This window comes from Streptomyces sp. NPDC002328, assembly GCF_042890065.1.
GTDB lineage: Bacteria > Actinomycetota > Actinomycetes > Streptomycetales > Streptomycetaceae > Streptomyces.
Genome location: NZ_JBIARQ010000016.1, coordinates 76,931 through 96,814, shown reverse-complemented (window position 1 = coordinate 96,814; position 19,884 = coordinate 76,931). Strand labels below are relative to the sequence as shown.

Genomic DNA, 19,884 nt, shown 5'->3' with positions numbered 1-19,884 from the left:
TTGTGCTAGGAGAGTATCGGGTCACGGGCCGGCGTGCAGCAGAGATTTCCGCGAGCATCGAGCACGCGGTGGGCGCGGGGGAGCTGGAGCCGGGACAACTGCTGCCCCCGATGCGGGAGTTGGCGGAACAGCTCGGGGTGAACCCGAACACCGTCGCGGCCGCCTACCGCACGCTGCGCGAACGCGGTGTGATCGAGACCGACGGACGCCGGGGCAGCCGGGTGCGGGCCAAACCGGCCACGACCGGACGCGAGTTCATCCGCGTGGAGGTTCCGGAGGGCGTACGCGACGCGTCCGCCGGGAATCCCGACACGGCGCTGCTCCCGCCGCTCGCGCCGGCCTTCGCGTGGGCCGCCGCGCAGGGCGACCGGGAGCCGGTCCTCTACGGGGCCGAGCCCGTCGAACCCGAGCTGGCCCGTCTGGCCCGGGCCGACTGGGAGGCGGACGGTGTGCCGACCGGGCCGATCGCCGTCACCTCGGGGTCGCTCGACGCCATCGAGCGCGTCCTCGCCGTCCATCTCAGGCCCGGCGACACGGTGGCCGTCGAGGACCCCGGGTGGGGCTCCCTGCTCGACCTCGTCCCGGCGCTCGGGCTGCGCACCGTGCCCGTCTGCCTCGACGACGACGGGCCGCTCCCCGAGGACGTGGCGCGCGTCCTGGAGGGCGGGGCGCGCGCCCTGATCGTCACCGACCGCGCGCAGAACCCGACCGGCGCCGCGGTGAGCGCCTCACGCGCGCGTGCGCTGCGGGGTGTGCTGCGGCGGCATCCGGGGACGCTGCTCGTCGAGGACGACCACGGTCACCGGATCGTCGACCTGCCCCTACATCCTCTGGCGGGCGCGACCCTGCACTGGGCCTTCGTGCGATCCGTCGCCAAGGCCTACGGGCCCGACCTGCGGCTCGCCGTCCTCACCGGGGACGAGGTCACCCTCGACCGGGTCCGCGGGCGTCAGCGGCTCGGGCCCGGCTGGGTCAGCCGGATCACCCAGCGGGCGGTCGTGCGGCTGTGGGCGGACGGCGCGGTGGACACGGGGGAGGTGGCGGCGGCGTACGGGCGGCGGCGCGACGCGTTGATCGCTGCGCTGGCCGCGCGGGGGGTCGCTGCGCGCGGGCGGAGTGGGATGAACGTGTGGGTTTCCGTGCCGGACGAGACGGGGGTGGTGGCGCGGATGTTGCAGGCGGGGTGGGCCGTCGCGCCGGGGGCGCGGTTCCGTGTGGGGTCGGGGCCGGGGGTGCGGGTCACTGTGTCCGCGGTGGGGGAGGGGGAGGTCGGGGAGTTGGCGGATGCGGTGGCGTCGGCGGTGCGGGTGTCTCCCGGGCGGGGGTATGTGTAGGGACGCGGGGCCTTTCGGCGCGTTGTCGGGTGCGTGGGGGGCTGGTCGCGCAGTTCACCGCGCCCCCAAGAAGGTCGGGTCGCGCGGCCGGTGTCGTGTAAGGCGCCCGCACCCTTGATCTCTCGGGTGCGGGCGGGCTCTGCTGTTATCTGTCGGACAGCTTGCGGAAGTCCCAGGAGACGATCTTTTCCGGGCGCAGGCGTACCCACGCGTGGCGGCCGTCGTGCGGCATCGCGTCCAGGCCGAAGTTCTTGCGGGCGAACAGCGTCTCCACGGCGTCCAGTTCGGCGCACAGCTCCCCGGTGCGCGGGATCTCGCCCACGAACTCTGCGGTGCCGGACAGCTCCACGCCCCGCAGCGAGTCGTACTCCTCGCCCGAGTCGATCACGATCGCGACCCGGGGATCACGGCTCAGGTCGGCCCACCGCTTGCTGCGCACCACCGAGTACAGCCACAGTGCGGAGCCGTCCCACAGGAACCACAGGGCGCTCACATGCGGGGCTCCGTCGGTGGAGACGGTGGCGACCCGGCAGGTGCGCTGGAAGGTGAGGAACGCGTCCAGCTCCCCCGGCGTCATCATGATCTTCCGGCCCCGGCGCTGAGTGACGGTCATCCGGCCCTCTTTTCTGTTCACTTCTCTCACGTCGTGCCAGAGGAAGCCTCTGACAACACGTCAAAAAAGGATGGTTTCCCAAAGGATGAGTCTTCTTCCCTGCTCACGCAACGGTGGCTATTCTCGCCCGACTTCGCCCCCGCCGGCCGCCCCGGAGGAGCCATGCCGTCGTACCGAGCGCTCGATGACCTCCTCGTCCCCGAGCACACCGTCCTGCTGACCGTCGAGTGCCAGCAGGGCGTCGTGGGACCCGACGCCGCGCTGCCCGAACTCGCCCACGCCGCACGGGCGTCGGGCGCGCTCGCGAACGTCGCCCGGCTCGTGGCCGGCGCGCACGCGGGCGGCGTCCAGGTGCTCCACGCCGTCGCCGAGCGCCGTCCCGACGGCCGGGGAGCCGGCCGCAACGCCCGGTTGTTCCGCGCCGCCGAACGCCTCCCCGTCCAGCAGCTCTCCGGCACCGACGCGGTCCGCGTCGCGCCTCCCGTCGAGGTCTTCGACGAGGACCTCGTCGTACGGCGCCTGCACGGCCTGTCGCCGATCCAGGGCACCGACGTCGACGCGCTGCTGCGCAACCTGGGCTGCCGCACCCTCGTCGTCGCCGGCGTCTCGGCCAACGTCGCGATCCCCAACGCCGTCTTCGACGCGGTCAACCGCGGTTACACCGCCGTCGTCCCGTCCGACGCCATCGCGGGAGTGCCTTCGGACTACACCCCCGCGATGATCCGCCACACCCTCGCGTTGGTCGCTACGGTCGCGACCACGGACGAGGTGCTGGCCTGCTTCGAACGGCCGGACGGGAGCGTCAGGCGAGGGTGATCGAGTCCCCGCTGACCGTGATCTGCACCTCGGGCAGCGGCTTCGTCGCCGGACCGCTCTTCACGCTGCCGTCCGTGATCGAGAAGTTGCTGTTGTGACAAGGACAGTTGATGACGCCGTCGGCGATGCCCTCGACGGCGCAGCCCTGGTGGGTGCACACCGACGAGAACGCCTTGAACTCGCCCGCCGTGGGCTGCACGACGACCACCTTCTGGTCCTTGAACACCTTCCCGCCGCCCTCGGGGATGTCGGCCTTCGTGGCGAGCGCCGAACCGCCCGCGCCGCCGCCCGTGCTCGCGGAACCGCCGGTCGACCCGGTGGAGCCCGTCGAACCCGTCGAGCCGGTGGAGCCCGACGTACCCGACGAACCCGACGAGTTGTCGTCGGAGCCTCCGCACGCGGTCAGCGCGACGGTGAGCCCGGCGGCTCCGGCCGCCGCCACCACGGCGCGGCGGGCGGGCCCCGACACGGGTTTCATGGATGCGCTGGTCATGCTGGGGTTTCCCTTCGGAAGGGGATCGATGATCTGCCGAGTTGTACGGGCCATGGACGCCCCTTGTTCAGCGCCCCGCGCCCGGACCGGACAGTGTCGAGATATTGACCCGGCCGAGGTCAGCGGGGCGTAAGCCAAGGCTGTCGCGGAGCTGTCACCGCACGCGGTCACGCGCTCCGCGGGGACGGGGACGACAGCATGCCCGCCACCGTGGAGGCCGTCAGCCGATGCCAGGTCCCGCTGTGGCGGAGCATGGCGTGGTCGCCGTCCGGCATGATCAGCGCCTCGGCCCGCGCGCCCGCCTCACGCGCCCGGTCGACGAACGCCAGCGACTCGCCGGGGTCGGTGACCCGGTCGCGGTCCCCGTGCAGGACGACGATCCGCTTGCCCCGCAGATGGTCCACCGGCTCGCCCCGAGGGCACCAGGGAGCGAGCGCCAGCACGGCCCCCACCTGCGGCGTGGCCGCGGCGCGCAGGGCCGCCCGTCCGCCCATCGAGTGCCCCACCAGCACCACCGGGACGTCCCCGGCGAGACGGGTGAGTTCCGCCAGCGCCGTCCGGACGTCCTTCAGCGTGTCGGCTTCCGCGCCGTTCCACCCGCGCAGGCGGTAACGCACCTCGCCCAGGAGGACGTCGTCGTCGGGCACCTCCCGGGCGACGGCCCGCACGAAGGGCCGCATCCGGACCGCCGCGAGATGCCACGGCCGCGAGGGAGCCCGGCTGTCGGCCCTCCCGCCGTACAGGAACAGCACGGCGGCCCGCGCCGTGGCCGCGGCCCGGCGCGTCACCAGCGCGGCGGCGGGGGCCGCCCCCGGGTCCGCGGCGGGCGGCCGCGTCTGCTCGTCCTCGGTCATCCGACCTCCTCACAGGTCATTCGTCGCCGGTCGGCCGCCGGCTTGGTCGCCCGCCGCCGCGGCGGGCGGGCCCGGCCCTTCGCCGCCGTGCGAGCAGTCTGCCGTCACCTGGGATTTCATGGGAGAGGGACCAATCCGTCGCTGTCCCGGGATCGGATTACGTCCGGAGATGTCCCGACCTCGGAGGACCCACGTGAGAGAAGCCGTACACATCGGCACGAATCCATCGGCGAAACCCGGTCTGGAAGAGCTGATGGGCCGGGTGGCACTCGGCGACGAACAGGCGTTCGCGTCGGTGTACGACACGGTGGTGGGCACGGTGCTCGGCGTCGTGCGCGCCGTGCTGCGCGACCAGGCGCAGTCGGAGGAAGTGGCCCAGGAGGTCCTGGTGGAGGTGTGGCGCACCGCCCCCCGCTACCGCTCCGACCGGGGCACGGCGATCAACTGGGTCCTCACCATGGCGCACCGCAGGGCGGTCGACCGCGTGCGCTCCGTCGAGGCGGCCGCGGTGCGCGAGCACAAGGCGGCCCTGCTGGACCGGACGCCCGAGTACGACGAGGTCGTCGAACAGGTGGAGGCACGGCTGGAGCGGGAGCAGGTGCGGCGCTGCATGCGCTCCCTGACCGAGCTCCAGCGCCAGGCCGTCACCCTGGCGTACTACCGCGGACTGACCTACCCGCAGGTCGCGGAGGCGCTGACGGTACCGCTCGGCACGATCAAGACCCGCCTGCGCGACGGACTCATCCGGCTGCGCGACTGTCTCGGGGTGACGGTGTGATGGCCGCGGATCTGCACACCCTGACGGGCGCCTACGCCCTGCACGCCCTCTCCGTCGAGGAACGCGAGGCGTTCGAGCGGCACCTCGCCGAGTGCGAGAGCTGCGCCCAGGAGACCGCCGAACTGGCCGCCACCGCGGCCCGGCTGGGCATGGCGGTGGCCGTGACGCCCCGCCCGGAGATGCGCGACCAGGTCCTGCGCCGGATCACCGTCGTCCGGCAGGAGACCCCCGGCGGGCCGACCCTGTCCCGCACCGCGCGCGCGGGCCTGTGGGGGCGGCGGCTGTCCGGCTGGGCGCTGGCCGCCTGCGTGGCGACGGCGGCGGCGCTCGGCGGCACGGCGGTCTGGCAGCACGAGCGCGCCGAGGACGCCCTGGAGCAGGCCCGGCAGACGGAGCGGACGCAGGAGGCCATCGCGGCCGTGCTCACGGCGCCGGACGCCCGGAGCACCACCGCGAGGCTCGCCGACGGAACGGACAGCGCCGTCGTCGTCTCCGACAGCCTCGACCAGGCGGTGTTCGTGGTCTCCGGGATGGCGCCGCCGCCCCCGGGGCAGGTCTACCAGCTGTGGTTCGACGACGACGGCTCCATGCGGTCCGCCGGTCTGATGGACTCGCGCCGCAGCGACCAGGCCGTGCTGCTGCGCGGTGACGTGGACGGCGCGTCCGGCATGGGGGTCACCCTGGAACCGGCGGGCGGCTCACGGCAGCCGACCTCCGCCCCGCTCGCCCAGATGCGGTTCCCCGCCTGATCCCGCCTGATCTCGTCTGACTCCCCTGAGCGACGCCCCGTCCGTCACTCGTTCACTTGGGCGGACGCGGGAAGAAGCCGCTGGTCCGGGCCGCGTACTGCGCGTAGCCCGGACGGTCGGCCATGCGGCGTTCCAGCAGCCGCTTCCCGCTGCCCTTGATCAGCAGCAGGCTCATCACCACCGGCGACACCGCCCCGACGGCCGCCGCCGCACCGGAGTCGCAGGCGATCAGATACAGCCCCCACCACACGCAGAAGTCGCCGAAGTAGTTGGGATGGCGCGTGTAGCTCCACAGCCCGCGGTCCATGATCCGGCCCTTGTGCGCCGGATCAGCCTTGAAGCGGGCGAGCTGGGCGTCCCCCACCGCCTCGAAGAACATGCCGACCGCCCACAGCAGGGTCCCGGCCACCGCCCACCCGGTCAGGGGGCCCGGCGCGTACTGCGCGGCCTGCACGGGCAGCGACACGAGCCACACCAGCGCCCCCTGGAGCAGGTACACCGTCCGCAGCGCGTACAGGTTCCGGTCGCCTGGCGCCTTGGCGAGCAGCTCCTCGTAGCGGGGGTCCTCGCCGTGTCCGCGCCCCCGCCGGGCGATGTGGACCGCCAGCCGCACCCCCCACCCCGCCGTGAGCACGGTCACCAGGACGCGCCGGGCCAGGTCGCCGCTGCCGGCCGACGCCGCGAACGTCACCGCCGCGACCGCGGTGAAGGCGAGCCCCCAGGCGACGTCGACGATCCGGTGGACGCCCTTGCGCACCGCGACGGCGAAGGTGACCAGCATGACGAGGAGGGCGGCGCCCGCCGCCCAGGCGAGGTTGACGGCGAAAGCCGCCCAAGCGAAACCGTTCACGGCTGGATCACTCCCGTCCGTTCGCCCCGTCCCCCTCGTTCGTCCCGTTCCCCTCGTTCGTCCGTTCCCGTGCGCTCGTCCAGCCCCGTGTACCAGTCCCGAGGGGATGCGGGGACACCGCTGAGCCCCGGGGCCGTCGGCCGGACGGCCAGGATCTGATCGACCCCCATCCGCCCCTCCTCGAAGGCGAGCGCCCCTCCCGCCAGATACAGCCGCCACACACGCGCCGTCTCCCCGCCGACCAGGGCCACGACGTCCGCCCAGCGGCGTTCTAGGGTGCGGTGCCAGGCTGTGACCGTGCGCAGGTAGTGCTCGCGCAGCGACTCCGTCGACCGCACCTCCAGGCCGGCCGCCTCCAGCAGCCCGACCGTCTCGCCGAGGGGCCGCATGTGCATGTCGGGCGCGATGTACGCCTCGATGAACGCCCCGCCGCCGGGCGCGACGCGCCCCCGTGACATCTGCTGCACCAGGACCCGGCCCAGCGGCCGGACCAGCCGGTGCAGGGACGCGGCGAACGCCGGGTACTCGGCGTCCCCGACGTGCTCGCCCATCTCCACGGTGGCGACCGCGTCGTAGGAGCCGCCCGAGATGTCCCGGTAGTCCTGGCAGAGCACCTCCACGCGCGCCTCCAGCCCGCGCTCGCGCACCTGCTCCCGGACGTACGCCGCCTGCTCCCGGGCCAGGGTGACGGCGGTGACCCGCACCTGGTGCCGCTGCGCCGCGTACAGCGTGAGGGAGCCCCAGCCGCAGCCGACGTCGAGCAGCCGGGCGCCCGGGACGAGGCCCAGCTTGCGACAGATCAGCTCCAGCTTGGCGCGCTGGGCGTCGGCCGGCGTGAACTCCGGGGCGTCGCTCGCCCAGTAGCCGCACGAGTAGGCCATCGTCTCGTCGAGGAGCAGCCGGTAGAAGTCGTTCGACAGGTCGTAGTGGTGACTGACGGCGGCCCGGTCGCGGGCCTTGCTGTGCAGTCCGCCACGCAGCCTGGCCTGCGAGGCGGGCGGGGCCGGACGCGGCCCGACGGCGCCCAGCCGCACGGCCGCGCCGACCGCCCTGGCCCGGTCGCCGGGGCCGAGCCGGGGCGGGCGCAGTCCCCGTTCCCGCACCGCGGCCCACAGCGTGCGCAGCCCCTCGGTCAGGTCGCCCTCCACGTCGATCTCGCCGGTGACGTACGCCTGCGCGAGCCCCAGTTCGCCGGGCTGCCACAGCAGCCGGCGCAGGGCGCGCCGGGACCGTACGACGACCACGGGGCCCTGGTTTCCGGCCTCGCTGCCGTCCCAGGCGCGCACCCGCACCGGCAGCGGACCGCCGAGCGCGGTCTCCACGGCGGCGACGAGGCGGTGGGCGGCGAGGCGGTGGTCGGTGGGGCGGTGGTCGACGGGGCGACGGGCGGCGGGGGTGGCGGTCATCGGGTGGACGCCTCCTTGGTGAGCAGGTACTGCTGCACGTCGAGATAGCCGGAGCGGAAGCCCGCCTCGGAGTAGGCCAGGTAGAAGGTCCACATCCGGCGGAACGTGGCGTCGAAGCCGAGCGCGGAGACCTCGTCCGCGCGCTCGGCGAACCGCTCCCGCCACAGCCGCAGCGTCTCGGCGTAGTGCGCGCCGTAGGCGTCCCGGCGGGCCACGCGCAGCGCGGTGTGGTCGCGGACCGTCTCGGCGACCGCCTCCACGGAGGGCAGCAGACCGCCGGGGAAGATGTACTTCTGGATCCAGGTGAAGGTGTCCCGGGAGGCCAGCATCCGGTCGTGCGGCATGGTGATGGCCTGGAGCGCGACCCGGCCCCCGGGCTCCAGCAGGGCGTCCAGGGCGCGGAAGTAGTCGGGCCAGAACTCCGCTCCGACGGCCTCGACCATCTCGACGCTCACGACGGCGTCGTACGTCCCGCGGGCCTCGCGGTAGTCGCGCAGCTCGATCCGGACCCGGTCCGCGAGACCCGCCGCGGCGGCGCGCTCGCGGGCCAGTTCGCGCTGCTCCCGGGACAGGGTGAGCGAGGTGACGTGCGCGCCGCGCACGGCGGCCCGGATCGCGAGTTCGCCCCAGCCGGTGCCGATCTCCAGCAGCCGGGTCCCCTCGCCCACCTTGGCGAGGTCCAGCAGCCGGTCGATCTTGCGGTGCTGGGCGGCCGGCAGCAGGTCCCAGGCGGCGGGGAAGCCGCGGAAGAGGGCCGCCGAGTAGGTGAGCGTCTCGTCCAGGAAGAGGGCGAACAGGTCGTTGGACAGGTCGTAGTGGCGGCTGATGTTGTCGCGGGCACCGTCGGGGGTGTTGCGCTCGGAGCGGGGCCGGCGGGCCGCCCACAGGCCGCGCAGCCGTTGCAGCGGTTCGGGGACCAACTGTGCCACGTGCCCGGCGAGCACCGTCAGGACGGCGACCGGGTCGGGCGCGTCCCACTCGCCGGCCATGTACGCCTCGCCGAAGCCGACCAGGCCGTGGCTGCCGATCCGCGCGTGGAACGCCTTCGGGTCGTGCACGTCCAGGACCGGGCCGCCCGCGCCGATCGCGGTGCCGTCCGGGAACCTCACGCGCAGCGGCAGTCCGCGCAGGGCACGCCGTACGACGGCCGCGGTGATCGCGGTCCGGGCCCACGAGGCGTCCGGCGGCACGGCAACGTCCGGCCAGCGGGCGCGGTCGACGGCGAAGCCGCCGGAGCGCACGTTCGCGGTCCGCCCCGCGTCGACGGGTCGGGGGTCGGCTGTCCTCATGCGGCGTTCTCCGGGTTCTCGCGGTTCTCAGGGTTCTCGGCGGTCTCGGGGGGCTTGGCGGTCTCGGCGGTGTCGCGACCTCGCGGGTCGAGGTCGGTGTGCCGGGGCCGGGGCTGCACGGGCAGTCCGCGCAGGTACAGGCGGATCCCGTGCAGGCGGATGGCGGCCGACACGGCGAGGGTCGACCACGGGCGGCGCACGGCCAGGCGCAGCAGTCCGCTCACGGATACTTCGCGCCGGATCCCGCGCACGGTTGCGGTGAAGGGCCTGCCGCCCTCCCGCTCCAGGTGCACGGTGAGGTCGAGCCGTTCCCGCGGGCGCGGCAGGCGCATCCGGTAGCGGCCGTCGACCGGGAAGAACGGGGAGACGTAGAACTCCTTGTCGGCGCGGGCCGTCCCCGACGCGTCCGGGTGCAGCAGATAGCAGTGGCGTTCGCCGTAGGTGTTGTGGACCTCGGCGACCACGCAGCGTGCGACGCCGTCGGGGCCGTGGCACCAGTACAGGGTGAGCGGATTGAACACATGGCCGAGGACGCGCGCGTGGGTGAGCATCACGACCGGACCGCCGTCGAGGCCCACCCCGTGCGAGGCGAGGAACGCGTCCAGCCCCGCGCGCAGCGACGGTTGATCGCCGGTGAAGTGGTCGCGCGGGTCGAAGCGGGCCAACGGCCTCATCAGACGCGGGAGTTCGGGCGGGTGGTCGGGGTCGATGAGCCACATGTAGGTGCGGTGGCGCAGCGTGTACGGCAGCGGTGCGGTGCGCACGTGGGCGATCGTGCACGGGTACAGGGCGGACGCGGAGTTCACCACCGCACCCCCAGCGCTGCGGCGGCCGTCACGCCGGCACGGCAGCCGTCCTCGTGGAAGCCCCAGCCGTGGTAGGCGCCCGCGAACGCCGTGACGGAGGTGTTCAGTTCGGGCAGCCGGCGCTGGGCGGCGACCGACTCGGGCGTGTAGACGGGGTGTTCGTACACCATGCGGGCGAGCACCCGCTCCGGGGCCACCCGGTCCTCCGCGCCGAGCGAGACCACGTAGTGCTCGGGCGCGTCCAGGCGCTGCAAGCGGTTCATGTCGTAGCTGACCCGCACCCGGTCGGAGCCCGCCCGGCACGACGGCATCAGGTAGTTCCACGAGGCGCGGGCGCCCCGGGCGCGGGGGAGCAGGGCGGTGTCGGTGTGCAGGAGCGTCGTGTTGCGCGAGTAGCGGAACGCGCCGAGCACCTCCTTCTCCCGGGGAGTGGCGTCCGCGAGCAGGCTCAGTGCCTGGTCGGGGTGGGTGGCGACGACCACGGCGTCGTACGACTCAGTGACGCCGTCATGGGTCGTGACGTCGACCCCGCCGGGGTGCCGCCGCACGGCACGGACCCCGGTCGCCGGGCGCACCGCGTCCAGCCGTTCCGCCACCCGCTCGACATAGGCGCGCGAGCCGCCGGTGACGGTGCGCCAGGTCGGGGAGCCGCTCACGGAGAGCATGCCGTGGTGCTCCAGGAAGCGGAACAGGTAGGCGGCCGGGTAGCGCTGGGCGGTGGCGGCGCCGCAGGACCAGACCGCCGACACGACCGGCGTCATGAAGTGGGTGCGGAAATACGGCGAGAAGCCCTGCCGGTCGAGGAACGCGCCGAGCGTCATCGCGCTCTCGTCCGGCCGGGCGAGGTGCCGCCTGGCCGCCCGGTGGAAGACCGGGACCTCGGCGAGCATCCGCAGATAGGCCCCGCGCAGGGCGTTGCGCGGCTGGGCGAACAGCCCCGCCGGACCGCGGGCGCCCGCGTACTCCAGGCCGCAGCCCTCGCACCGCACCGACATGCTCATCTCCGACTCCTGGGTGGAGACGCCGAGTTCGCGGAACAGGCGCAGGAGCTCGGGGTAGGTGCGGCGGTTGTGCACGATGAATCCGGAGTCCACGTGCCGGGTCGTGCCGTCCCGCGAGGTCAGCTCGTGGGTGTGGGCGTGGCCGCCGAGACGGTCGTCGGCCTCGAGGAGCGTGACGTGGTGGTCGCGGGCGAGCACGTACGCGGCGGTAAGGCCGGCGACGCCGCTGCCGACGACGGCCGTGCGCCGCCGCCCTCGCTGGGGTTCCTCACTCGCCGACGCGCCTCGCGACACATCCGACATCACTGCTCCTTCCGGCCGGGACATCCCTCACGCGTGTATTCCGGACCTGGGGTGCTTTCGGATTGGCCGCAAGACCATTTCTTGCGAACTCTTTCGGGGTGTTTATCCGCTATCGACCAATCTGTGACGCTCGCGGCCTCGGATTCCCTGTGACCCCCACGGGAGCGCGGCCCGGGCCGCGCCGAGCGACAGGAGAAGCCTCATGAACACCCGCATACGCCGCGTCGCCGTGACCGTGGCCGCGGCCGGCGTGCTGCCCCTCGCCCTGAGCGCCTGGTCCGACAGCGGCAGCGCCTCGGCCGGCCAGCCGTTCGGCCCGGCCTGTTCGGCGGTGCCCGAGAGCGGTCCCGGCTCCCTCGACGCCATGGCGAAGGAGCCGGTGGCGACGGCGGCGTCCAACACTCCCGCCCTGTCCACGCTGGCCTCGGCGATCCAGAAGGCGGGGCTCGTCGACACGCTGAACGACGCGCAGAACCTCACCGTGTTCGCGCCGACCAACGACGCGTTCAAGAAGATCCCCCAGGCCACCCTGGACCAACTGCTCAACGACAAGGCGCAGTTGACGAAGGTCCTCACGTACCACGTGGTGGGCCAGAAGCTGACCCCCCAGGACCTGGAGAACGGTTCCTTCGCCACCCTGGAGAAGTCCGAGCTGACCACGTCGGGTTCGGGCGAGTCCTACACCGTCAATGACACCGCCAAGGTCGTCTGCGGCGACGTGAAGACCGCCAACGCCGACGTCTACCTCATCGACACCGTCCTAATGCCGCCCGCCAGTTGACGGCCGCCCCGGTGCCGAAAGGGCAGCAACGGAGATGCCCTGGGGCACGAGAGCGTGTCCCCAGGAGCAACTTCCGGTAAGCGCTTACGAGTTGGGGGGCGGATGAGTTGAGGAGAGGGGGCGACGACGTACCCGTCCGGCATACTTGCGAGCGCGGACCGCCCTGCTCACCAGCACGCAAGCCAAGGCCCAGCGCGTGGTTCGAGCGCTGACGCACACTTCCGGGGAACAGTCGTCATGAACAACCTCCAGCCTTCGGACCCGACGTCCATAGGCGGCTATCCGCTGCTCGGCCGGCTCGGCGCCGGCGGCATGGGGCAGGTGTTCCTGTCCCGTACGGGTTCGGGACGGCTGCTCGCGCTGAAGACCATCCGCGACGACCTCAGCTCCGAACCGGGGTTCGAGGAGCGGTTCGCCCGCGAGATACGCAACAGCGACCGCGTCCGCTCGCCGTGGACCGTGACCGTCGTGGACTACAGCGCCCCGGGCCAGAGCCCGCAGTGGCTGGCCACCGAGTACGTGCCCGCGCCGTCGCTCGCCGAATGGGTCGCGGCCCACGGCCCGCTGCCGCGGCCCGCGCTGCTCTCCCTCGCCGCCGAGCTGTGCGCCGCCGTGCAGGCCGTGCACCAGGCCGGCCTCGCGCACCGGGACGTCAAGCCCGGCAACGTCCTGCTGGCGCGCGACCGCCCGCGGCTGATCGACTTCGGCGTCGCACGGGCCGCCGACGACAGCCGGCACACCCGCCTCGGCGTCTCCGTGGGCTCCCCCGGCTTCCTCGCGCCCGACCAGGCGGTCGGCAGCGTCGCCGCCGAACCCGCCGACGTGTTCTCGCTGGCCGCCGTGGTGGTGTACGCCGCGACCGGGCGCGGCCCCTTCTCCCGCGCGGGGGAGCAGGTCCCCGCGGCCAGTCTGCTCTACCGGGTGGTCCACGAGGAGCCCGACCTCGAAGGCGTCCCCCCGGAGCTGGCGCCGCTGCTCACCGCCTGCCTGGCCAAGGAGCCGGCCGCCCGCCCGACGGCGGCCCGGCTGGGCGGATGGCTGGAGGAGCGGGGCGGCCGGCTCGGGCGCTGGCCCGACGAGTGCCCGGCGGATCTCACCGGACGACTGACGGAGGCCGAGCATTCGGCGAACACCCTGGTCGACGCCGCACGCCAGTCTGCCGTGGCGACCGCCGTCCAGGGAACGGCCCCGGCGACCATGCGGTCCGACACCGTCCTCGCCGCACCGGGCGGGCCCGGCCGTCGCCGTCCGCCCACGTGGCTGCTGACCACGGCCGTCGCGGCGGTCGCGGTGGTGGCGGCCGTGGTGGCCGCCGTCCACTTCGGCACCCAGCGGTCCTCGGCCGATTCCTCCGCGTCCGCCCCGGCCTCCGCCTCCGCCCCGGCCGAGGAGACCCAGAAGGCCCAGGAGTCCGGGAAAGCCCAGGAGTCCGAGAAGGCACAGGAATCCCAGGAGCCGCAGAAGACCGAGCAGCCGCAGGGGAACGACGGGGTGCTCAAGGTCGTCCAGGCCCCGTTCGAGCTGGCCACCGGCGAGTCCGTGGTGACCGCGCCCCGGAGCCTGATCATCCAGAAGGACGGCAACCTGGTGGTCTACGACCAGGACCACCAGGCGCGCTGGGCGGCGATGACGGGCGGCGAGGGCAACACCGCCCGCTTCCAGGAGGACGGCAACCTGGTCGTCTACGACAACGCCGGCCGGCCCCTGTGGGCCTCGCAGACCGACGGCAACCCGGGAGCGGTCCTCGTGTTCCAGGCCGACGGGAACCTCGTGATCAAGTCCGGCGACACCGTGCACTGGGCCACGGGAACGAATCGTTGACCGTTTGAGGTTCTCTCTACGTACTGGACAGTGCTGATCGACGCTGATCGGCACTGATCGGAACGTCCACGGAACGACGTACCGGGAGGCGATGGTGTTCGGAAGGGGCACGCGGTTGCTCGCGGGCGCCATGACCGTGGCCTGCGTGGTGCTCGTCGGCCCCAGCGCGCGCAACGGCGCCCACGCCGGGTCGGCGCCGGTCGAGCCCGACCGGGACATCGTGGCGAACCGGGTCATGACGTGGAACATCTGCAACCCCTGCAAGGCGAGCGACGTCGGCAAGGCCGCCGAGATCGCCGCGTACGCGCCGCAGGTCATCGGCCTGCAAGAGGCGTGCGTGCGGGACGTCGAATGGATCCGGGAGTACCTGGAGAGGCTCCACGGGCTGGTCTACCACGTCAGTTACGGGTCGGTCCTGCACAACTGGAACCGCTGCGGGGGAGTCCCGTGGAGCCCGGGTGGCTACGGACAGGCGATCCTCTCGGCGGCGCCGATGACGGACCGCGTCAACGTGGAGTACCCCGACGGCGGTTCCGAGGACCGCGGGTACCTGGCCGTCACCACCTCGGTGGACGGACAGCCGGTCCGCGTCTTCAACACCCACCTCGCCCAACGGCGTCAGGAGACGGTCCGGGCGGACCAGGTCGGCGTCCTCGCCGAGGAGGTCGCCCGGCACGAACGCGCGATCGTCATCGGCGACTTCAACGCCGTGCCGGACGCCTCCGAGCTCACCGGGATGTGGGCCCTGGCCGAGGACACGGACCCCGAGTGCCGCCCCGCGTCCACCGGCGCCTGCAAGACGACCACCGACTGGCAGAGCAAGTTCGACTACGTCTTCCTGAGGGGCGCCACCTCCCTCGGCCACCGGGTACATCCGAGCGAGTACTCGGACCACGACATGCTGTACGCCGACGTGGACCTGACGTAGATCGTCCCCGGATACGATGCCTCTTTCGCCACGGGTGGGGAGTACGGGTTCATGCTGAGAGAGGTCGCCGCGACCCGCTTCATCACGCCGTTGCGTGAGGGGGGCTCGCTGCCGGGGCTCGTCGAGGGGGACGACCTCGGGGCCTACGTGCTGAAGTTGTCCACGTACCGGCGCGGACCTGCGGTGATGTCGCCGCATCCTTAGCTGACCTGCACAGATGGCTCTTTCAGCGTCTTTCACGTTCGCATCGCGTTATGCAGCCGATCCTCCCCACGCGCTCCCCAACAGGGCAGCTACTCCCCAGATTCTCCCCAGGGAGGAGCTGGGGGCGGGTGACGGTGAGACGAAAGGCATCGCTGTCGTAGTCACGTTGAGTGACTGCCGTGGGTGGGTCGCATTATTGGACCGGCTGTCATGGCGAACCACCCCCGCGTCGGCGGGGACCACCAGGACCGGGTCGCCCTTGTGCTCGCGCTCGGCGGTTCACCCCCGCGTCCGCGGGGGTGAACCGGTGATTCGGGGAAGTAGAACGCGCGGGTCGATGATTCCCGCCTGTCGACGGTCAGGCAATTACGTGAACGTCCACACCGCCAACGCGCGAGGGCGAACCGGTATACCTCCACTCTCGCGGAGTGCGGGATCTGGACTTACTTCGGTGTCCTCGACGAATTGGGGCGAGTGCTTAGCCTCGATCTTTCGCGCGCCCAGCAGACTCGGAGGTCTTCGTGATGTAGCTGATCTTGAGTCGTAAGCTCGTTGTCGCCTGCCGGTGGAAGTCCGGTCCGGGTAGCTGCCAGGAGGCCCGGTAGCAGACTGGCGGCGTCGGGGGGAAACGCCCGGCGTCGAAGCCCAGTGTCGAAAGCCCTGTAAGGGGGAGCAAAGCAGCGGTCCGTAGCATCACGCGAAGCCTGCGGCGTCGTTAGAGGCCCGCCTCTCGGGGCGGGGACAGGGAGTGCCGAGCCCCCGAAGACTGCCTCGCGGATGTCGCCATACTGCGGACCGAGCCGGCCGTGTACGCACCGGTCGCCTCCGACCCGACGGTCTCCCGCCTCATCGACACCCTCGCAGCCTCCGGCGAGAAAGCTCTGACGGCGATCCGTGCCGCGCGGGCCGAAGCCCGCGAGCGCGGGTCTGGCAGTTGGCCCACGGGAAAGCGCCCGATGCCGACGGGACGGTGACCGTCGACCTCGACGGGGTGCTGGTGATCGCGCACTCGGACAAGGAGGACGCCGCGCCCACGTGGAAGCGAACCTACGGCCACCACCCGCTGTGGTTCGTCGACCACGGACCGGGCGGCACGGGTGAACCGGTCGCGGCCCTGCTCAGACCAGGCAACGCGGGATCGAACACGGCCGCCGACCACATCACCGCCGCTCGACTGGCCCTGGCCCAGCTGCCGAAGAAGTACCGGCGCGAACGCCGGACCCTGATACGCACCGACTCCGCGGGCGGCACCCACGACTTCGTCACCTGGCTCGCCCAGCGCGGGCGGTGGCTGTCCTACTCGGTCGGCATGGTGATCACCGAGGCGATCCACCAGCATGTCCTACAGGTTCCCTCCTCGGCCTGGACGCCGGCCGTCGAGGCGGACGGCGAGATCCGTGACGACGCCTGGGTCGCCGAACTCACCGGTGATGTCCTGGACGGCTGGCCCAAGGGCATGCGGCTGATCATCAGGAAGGAACGGCCGCACCCCGGAGCACAGTTGAGGCTCACGGATGCGGACGGCATGCGGCTGACCTGTTTCGCCACCAACACCTTGGGCCGGCCGATCGCCGAACTCGAGCTCCGTCACCGGCTGCGGGCGAGGGCCGAGGACCGCATCCGCGCCGCCCGGGCCACCGGCCTGCGCAACCTACGCGGCTCCGCCTGTTCACCACGGCCGTACCCCGACGGCCGCGCCACCACCTACACCTACGACAAAGCCGACCGGATCAAAACCCAGACCACCAACAGCAAAGCCACCTCCTACGCCTACGACCCGGCCGGCAACCTGACCACGGTCACTCTGCCCACCACCACGGCCCGCAGCGAGACCCGAACCTACGACGAGGCCGGCCGCCTGGCCGCACTGACCACCCCCACCCTCAGCAACACCTACACCTACGACGAAAACGACCGCCTGGTCACCGACAAACCCAGCACCGGATACCCCACCCGCTTTACCTACGACGACGCCGGCCGCATGACCCGTGTCTGCACCGACACCTCTGCAACCTCCTGCCTGACCGGCACCACCGGCAACACCTACACCTACGACAAGGTCGGCAACCTCAAGACCTCCGCCCTGTCCGGCACCACCACAACCTACGCCTACGACGCCGGCGACCAACTCTCCACAACGACCGCCGGAACGACAACCACCAGCTACACCTACGACGCCGACGGCAACCAGACCAAAGACGACGACGGCACCTACACCTACGACCCGGCAGGCCGAATCAAAACCGCCACCATCGGCACCAACGCCTACTCGTTCCTGCACGACGCCGACGGCAACCGCACCACAGTCAACAAGAACAACACCCTCGCCGGCACATCCCGCTGGGACCTTCTCGGTGCCCTACCGCAGATAGCCACCGACACCGACGCCTCCGGCGCTCTGACCGCGGACTACCACTACGACCCCGACGGCACGGCCCGCTCCATGGACCGCACCGCCGGCACCTACTACTTCACCCAGGACCGCCAGAACTCCGTCAGCACCGTCTACGACTCCGCAGGCGTCGGCAACTACCGCTACACCTACACCCCCTGGGGCACAACCACCGGCAAGGCCACCATCACCGGCGGTCAGACCAGCCCCTACGGCTACACCGGCCAGTACAAAGACCAGTACATCCCCGACCGCCTCCAACTGCGCGCCCGCTCCTACGACACCGACCAGAACCGCTTCACCACCCAGGACCCCGTCGCAGCCACCCCGGACAACCCCAACCAGTCCCCCTACAACTACGCCGACAACGATCCCGCCAACCTCGCCGACCCCTCCGGCAACTGCCCGATGTGCATCGGCGCAGGACTCGGAGCAATCGTCAGCGGCGGCGTCTACGCCCTCACCCACCAAGACGACTTCGACTGGGGTGACTTCGCAGCCGCCACCGCTCAGGGCGCAGTCGTCGGTGCCGTCGGCGGATTCCTCGCACCCGCAGGCACCAGCCTCGCCGCTGGACTCGGGCTCCAAGGCGGACGCGCTCTCGCCGTCGCCGCCGTCACTGACGCAGCGATCGGCATGGGTCTTACCTGGGCTATCAATACGGCTCAATGCCAGCCGACCACGCCCATGGACCTGCTCGTCGGCGCACTCACCGGTGGACTCGCCAACTTCGTCAAGCCGGCGTGGGGGGCGCTCAGGGGCCTATTTGGCAAGCCGGTTGCGACGGTGCCGCCACGCGTCGGTCCTGGAGCAGCACATGCTGGCGACCCATCTCTCCTGCCAAAGGGGGAGGCAAGCAATCCGTTCCTGAACCGAGCAGACGCGGAAGCCGCGGCATTCAGCTTGGCTGGTGTTCCCCACGGGGCTGTTCCAGACGCTGCTTGGATTGTCACAGGAAACGTCAAGCTCGCGCATGCACCTGGCTACTTCTACTCCTCCAACCCCACTCACTGGGGACGGTTCCGACAGTACGAAACTGCGCAGGGGTCTCGGGTCGTCGTCGAGCACACCTTCGACAAGGCTGGTCCGCACTTCCATGCCGGCAAGCCGAAGTATGACTCCCTCAGGAACTTCGTGAACTTCGACTGGAACAATCAAAAGCCCAAAAGTTCGCCGCGACGGTACGATTATGAGAAGTATGGATGGACAAGCCTGGCGGTGATCACCATTTCTTTTATGAAGAAGGATGGGGTACATGGTGACGGCGTGGGGCTGAGGTAGAGAGGTGTAGGGAATGGTTCCTGGCTCAGATGAGACTCGTTTGCGTCTCGCTTCTTGCGGCCTGGAGTCGTGTGCGGCAGACGGTAATGAAGTCCCCGCTGCGCTAGATATCGTGCAACTGATGTCCAATGCATACGTAGAGCCAATGATGGCTGTCCCAATGAATGCTTCGAACCCGGTGGAAGAATTGGGGCGACAGTGGCACAGGGTGGCAGCGGGAAAACGGTTGGCAGCGGAGGATGGTAGGTTTCTGATCTTGCTGGCTGGGCCGGGGGCGAGCGGGAGGGGTTGGCTCTGTGTGAAGGACCTTGTCGGCAGCGACCTTCCTGGTCGGCTACTGAAGGTTAATGGATCGATAGAGTTCATTGCTTTGTCCATGGACGGGAAGCGCGTCTGTGCGACCAGAGAGGAAGATGATGAATACTGGGTGATCTTTGAGGAATTCTCACCCTGCTGATCCGAAGCTTGTTGAGCTCTTTCAGCGTTGCTGCTCAAGGGTGAGGACGCAGGGGCCGTTGCATGATCACGATTCGTCCGGAGTGCCGTGCTGGCCCGTCCTTAGCCTCGCGCTTTCGCGCGCCCAGCAGACTCGGAGGTCTTCGTGATGTAGCTGATCTTGAGTCGTAAGCTCGTTGTCGCCTGCCGGTGGAAGTCCGGTCCGGGTAGCTGCCAGGAGGCCCGGTAGCAGACTGGCGGCGTCGGGGGGAAACGCCCGGCGTCGAAGCCCAGTGTCGAAAGCCCTGTAAGGGGGAGCAAAGCAGCGGTCCGTAGCATCACGCGAAGCCTGCGGCGTCGTTAGAGGCCCGCCTCTCGGGGCGGGGACAGGGAGTGCCGAGCCCCCGAAATCAGGGCGAAGGCCATGGAAGCGGCGAAGATCCTGGAGATGCAGCCGTGAGGGACTCCCCGGCGTATGGGGCATGGAACGTTGCGACGGTGACAGCGGGAACTGGGGAGGCCCTCCCCGGCCCGGCGGCCTGCGGACAGGTGCTGCCGGAAGCTGCGCGTCCTATAACCGGGTGATCCCCGGGAAGTGGGCGCGGGCCGGGTGGGCGTCGGAGGCGGCCGTAGTACCGCGACGAGCCGGCGGACAACACAACCGCCGGCCAGGGAAGGGCCGCTGCTTCGTCGATGTGCAGGTTGTCTGGAGGGGCTTGGTGAGTGCCGTTTCGGCTAGTTCCACCACGT

18 protein-coding genes and 1 pseudogene are annotated in these 19,884 nt (G+C 71.2%); 11 read left to right on the top strand and 8 right to left on the bottom strand.

Going from position 1 to position 19,884, the window contains the following annotated elements; translation table 11 throughout:
* Positions 1–2 precede the first annotated feature (2 nt).
* Positions 3–1,334 carry an aminotransferase class I/II-fold pyridoxal phosphate-dependent enzyme gene (locus ACFYX4_RS31430; protein ID WP_389340381.1) on the top strand — a complete coding sequence of 444 codons (1,332 nt, stop codon included), beginning with the start codon at positions 3–5 and terminating at the stop codon, positions 1,332–1,334.
* Positions 1,335–1,479: 145 nt separating this feature from the next.
* On the opposite strand, the gene ACFYX4_RS31425 is transcribed toward ACFYX4_RS31430, so the two are convergent.
* Positions 1,480–1,947, bottom strand: coding sequence for a pyridoxamine 5'-phosphate oxidase family protein (locus tag ACFYX4_RS31425; RefSeq protein ID WP_389340379.1), 468 nt, complete (start codon positions 1,945–1,947; stop codon positions 1,480–1,482).
* Positions 1,948–2,109: 162 nt separating this feature from the next.
* On the opposite strand from ACFYX4_RS31425, the gene ACFYX4_RS31420 reads away from it, so the two are divergent.
* Complete coding sequence (locus ACFYX4_RS31420) at positions 2,110–2,763, top strand: cysteine hydrolase (protein WP_389340377.1); 654 nt, start codon at positions 2,110–2,112, stop codon at positions 2,761–2,763.
* Here the strand turns inward: ACFYX4_RS31420 and ACFYX4_RS31415 are convergent.
* Both ACFYX4_RS31415 and ACFYX4_RS31410 read right to left on the bottom strand, forming a co-directional pair.
* A complete protein-coding gene (locus tag ACFYX4_RS31415; protein WP_389340375.1) occupies positions 2,750–3,256 on the bottom strand; it encodes a Rieske (2Fe-2S) protein in 507 nt (168 codons plus the stop codon). The genes ACFYX4_RS31420 and ACFYX4_RS31415 overlap by 14 nt on opposite strands.
* A gap of 167 nt (positions 3,257–3,423) precedes the next feature.
* A complete protein-coding gene (locus ACFYX4_RS31410; protein WP_389340373.1) occupies positions 3,424–4,110 on the bottom strand; it encodes an alpha/beta fold hydrolase in 687 nt (228 codons plus the stop codon).
* Between the two features lie 193 nt (positions 4,111–4,303).
* Here ACFYX4_RS31410 and sigK point away from each other — a divergent pair, with 193 nt between their 5' ends.
* Both sigK and ACFYX4_RS31400 read left to right on the top strand, forming a co-directional pair.
* Positions 4,304–4,888, top strand: a complete 585-nt coding sequence (sigK, locus tag ACFYX4_RS31405) for an ECF RNA polymerase sigma factor SigK (protein WP_389340371.1) — start codon at positions 4,304–4,306, stop codon at positions 4,886–4,888.
* Complete coding sequence (locus ACFYX4_RS31400) at positions 4,885–5,637, top strand: anti-sigma factor domain-containing protein (RefSeq protein ID WP_389340369.1); 753 nt, start codon at positions 4,885–4,887, stop codon at positions 5,635–5,637. Before sigK ends, ACFYX4_RS31400 begins: the two co-directional genes overlap by 4 nt.
* A 52-nt stretch (positions 5,638–5,689) precedes the next feature.
* Here the strand turns inward: ACFYX4_RS31400 and ACFYX4_RS31395 are convergent, their stop codons facing one another.
* From ACFYX4_RS31395 to ACFYX4_RS31375, 5 genes are read right to left on the bottom strand one after another with little or no spacing between them, the layout of a single operon-like run.
* Positions 5,690–6,487: a DUF1295 domain-containing protein gene (locus ACFYX4_RS31395; RefSeq protein WP_389340367.1), complete on the bottom strand. Its 798-nt coding sequence runs from the start codon at positions 6,485–6,487 to the stop codon at positions 5,690–5,692.
* On the bottom strand, positions 6,484–7,893 hold the full coding sequence (locus tag ACFYX4_RS31390; protein ID WP_389340365.1) for a class I SAM-dependent methyltransferase: 1,410 nt from the start codon (positions 7,891–7,893) through the stop codon (positions 6,484–6,486). The genes ACFYX4_RS31395 and ACFYX4_RS31390 overlap by 4 nt, the downstream gene beginning before the upstream one ends.
* Complete coding sequence (locus tag ACFYX4_RS31385; protein WP_389340363.1) at positions 7,890–9,182, bottom strand: class I SAM-dependent methyltransferase; 1,293 nt, start codon at positions 9,180–9,182, stop codon at positions 7,890–7,892. Before ACFYX4_RS31385 ends, ACFYX4_RS31390 begins: the two co-directional genes overlap by 4 nt.
* On the bottom strand, positions 9,179–9,988 hold the full coding sequence (locus tag ACFYX4_RS31380) for a DUF1365 domain-containing protein (protein ID WP_389340361.1): 810 nt from the start codon (positions 9,986–9,988) through the stop codon (positions 9,179–9,181). Before ACFYX4_RS31380 ends, ACFYX4_RS31385 begins: the two co-directional genes overlap by 4 nt.
* A complete protein-coding gene (locus tag ACFYX4_RS31375; protein WP_389340359.1) occupies positions 9,985–11,292 on the bottom strand; it encodes an NAD(P)/FAD-dependent oxidoreductase in 1,308 nt (435 codons plus the stop codon). Before ACFYX4_RS31375 ends, ACFYX4_RS31380 begins: the two co-directional genes overlap by 4 nt.
* A 202-nt stretch (positions 11,293–11,494) precedes the next feature.
* On the opposite strand from ACFYX4_RS31375, the gene ACFYX4_RS31370 reads away from it, so the two are divergent.
* The 7 genes and pseudogenes from ACFYX4_RS31370 to ACFYX4_RS31340 all read left to right on the top strand — a co-directional run bounded on the left by ACFYX4_RS31370 (position 11,495) and on the right by ACFYX4_RS31340 (position 19,156).
* A complete protein-coding gene (locus tag ACFYX4_RS31370) occupies positions 11,495–12,073 on the top strand; it encodes a fasciclin domain-containing protein (RefSeq protein WP_389340357.1) in 579 nt (192 codons plus the stop codon).
* Between the two features lie 237 nt (positions 12,074–12,310).
* Positions 12,311–13,894: a protein kinase gene (locus ACFYX4_RS31365; protein ID WP_389340356.1), complete on the top strand. Its 1,584-nt coding sequence runs from the start codon at positions 12,311–12,313 to the stop codon at positions 13,892–13,894.
* Between the two features lie 91 nt (positions 13,895–13,985).
* Positions 13,986–14,822 (top strand): endonuclease/exonuclease/phosphatase family protein, encoded by an 837-nt coding sequence (locus tag ACFYX4_RS31360; RefSeq protein WP_389340354.1) that lies wholly within the window; start codon positions 13,986–13,988, stop codon positions 14,820–14,822.
* Between the two features lie 51 nt (positions 14,823–14,873).
* A complete protein-coding gene (locus tag ACFYX4_RS31355; protein WP_389340566.1) occupies positions 14,874–15,026 on the top strand; it encodes a hypothetical protein in 153 nt (50 codons plus the stop codon).
* Positions 15,027–15,790: 764 nt separating this feature from the next.
* Positions 15,791–16,680 (top strand): annotated as a pseudogene (locus ACFYX4_RS31350) (IS1380 family transposase); the annotation flags it as partial.
* A complete protein-coding gene (locus ACFYX4_RS31345; RefSeq protein WP_389340552.1) occupies positions 16,669–18,699 on the top strand; it encodes an RHS repeat-associated core domain-containing protein in 2,031 nt (676 codons plus the stop codon). The pseudogene ACFYX4_RS31350 and the gene ACFYX4_RS31345, both read left to right, overlap by 12 nt.
* Positions 18,700–18,820: 121 nt before the next feature.
* The gene (locus ACFYX4_RS31340) at positions 18,821–19,156 is read left to right on the top strand and encodes a hypothetical protein (protein WP_389340352.1); all 336 of its coding nucleotides are present in this window, start codon (positions 18,821–18,823) and stop codon (positions 19,154–19,156) included.
* Positions 19,157–19,884 lie beyond the last annotated feature (728 nt).

Coding starts and splice junctions, on each gene's coding strand:
- ACFYX4_RS31425 (WP_389340379.1), bottom strand. CDS start 1,947: ATGACCGTCACTCAGCGCCGGGGCCGGAAGATCATGATGACGCCGGGG.
- ACFYX4_RS31420 (WP_389340377.1), top strand. CDS start 2,110: ATGCCGTCGTACCGAGCGCTCGATGACCTCCTCGTCCCCGAGCACACC.
- ACFYX4_RS31415 (WP_389340375.1), bottom strand. CDS start 3,256: ATGACCAGCGCATCCATGAAACCCGTGTCGGGGCCCGCCCGCCGCGCC.
- ACFYX4_RS31410 (WP_389340373.1), bottom strand. CDS start 4,110: ATGACCGAGGACGAGCAGACGCGGCCGCCCGCCGCGGACCCGGGGGCG.
- ACFYX4_RS31390 (WP_389340365.1), bottom strand. CDS start 7,893: ATGACCGCCACCCCCGCCGCCCGTCGCCCCGTCGACCACCGCCCCACC.
- ACFYX4_RS31385 (WP_389340363.1), bottom strand. CDS start 9,182: ATGAGGACAGCCGACCCCCGACCCGTCGACGCGGGGCGGACCGCGAAC.
- ACFYX4_RS31375 (WP_389340359.1), bottom strand. CDS start 11,292: ATGTCGGATGTGTCGCGAGGCGCGTCGGCGAGTGAGGAACCCCAGCGA.
- ACFYX4_RS31370 (WP_389340357.1), top strand. CDS start 11,495: ATGAACACCCGCATACGCCGCGTCGCCGTGACCGTGGCCGCGGCCGGC.
- ACFYX4_RS31365 (WP_389340356.1), top strand. CDS start 12,311: ATGAACAACCTCCAGCCTTCGGACCCGACGTCCATAGGCGGCTATCCG.
- ACFYX4_RS31360 (WP_389340354.1), top strand. CDS start 13,986: ATGGTGTTCGGAAGGGGCACGCGGTTGCTCGCGGGCGCCATGACCGTG.
- ACFYX4_RS31355 (WP_389340566.1), top strand. CDS start 14,874: ATGCTGAGAGAGGTCGCCGCGACCCGCTTCATCACGCCGTTGCGTGAG.
- ACFYX4_RS31340 (WP_389340352.1), top strand. CDS start 18,821: ATGTCCAATGCATACGTAGAGCCAATGATGGCTGTCCCAATGAATGCT.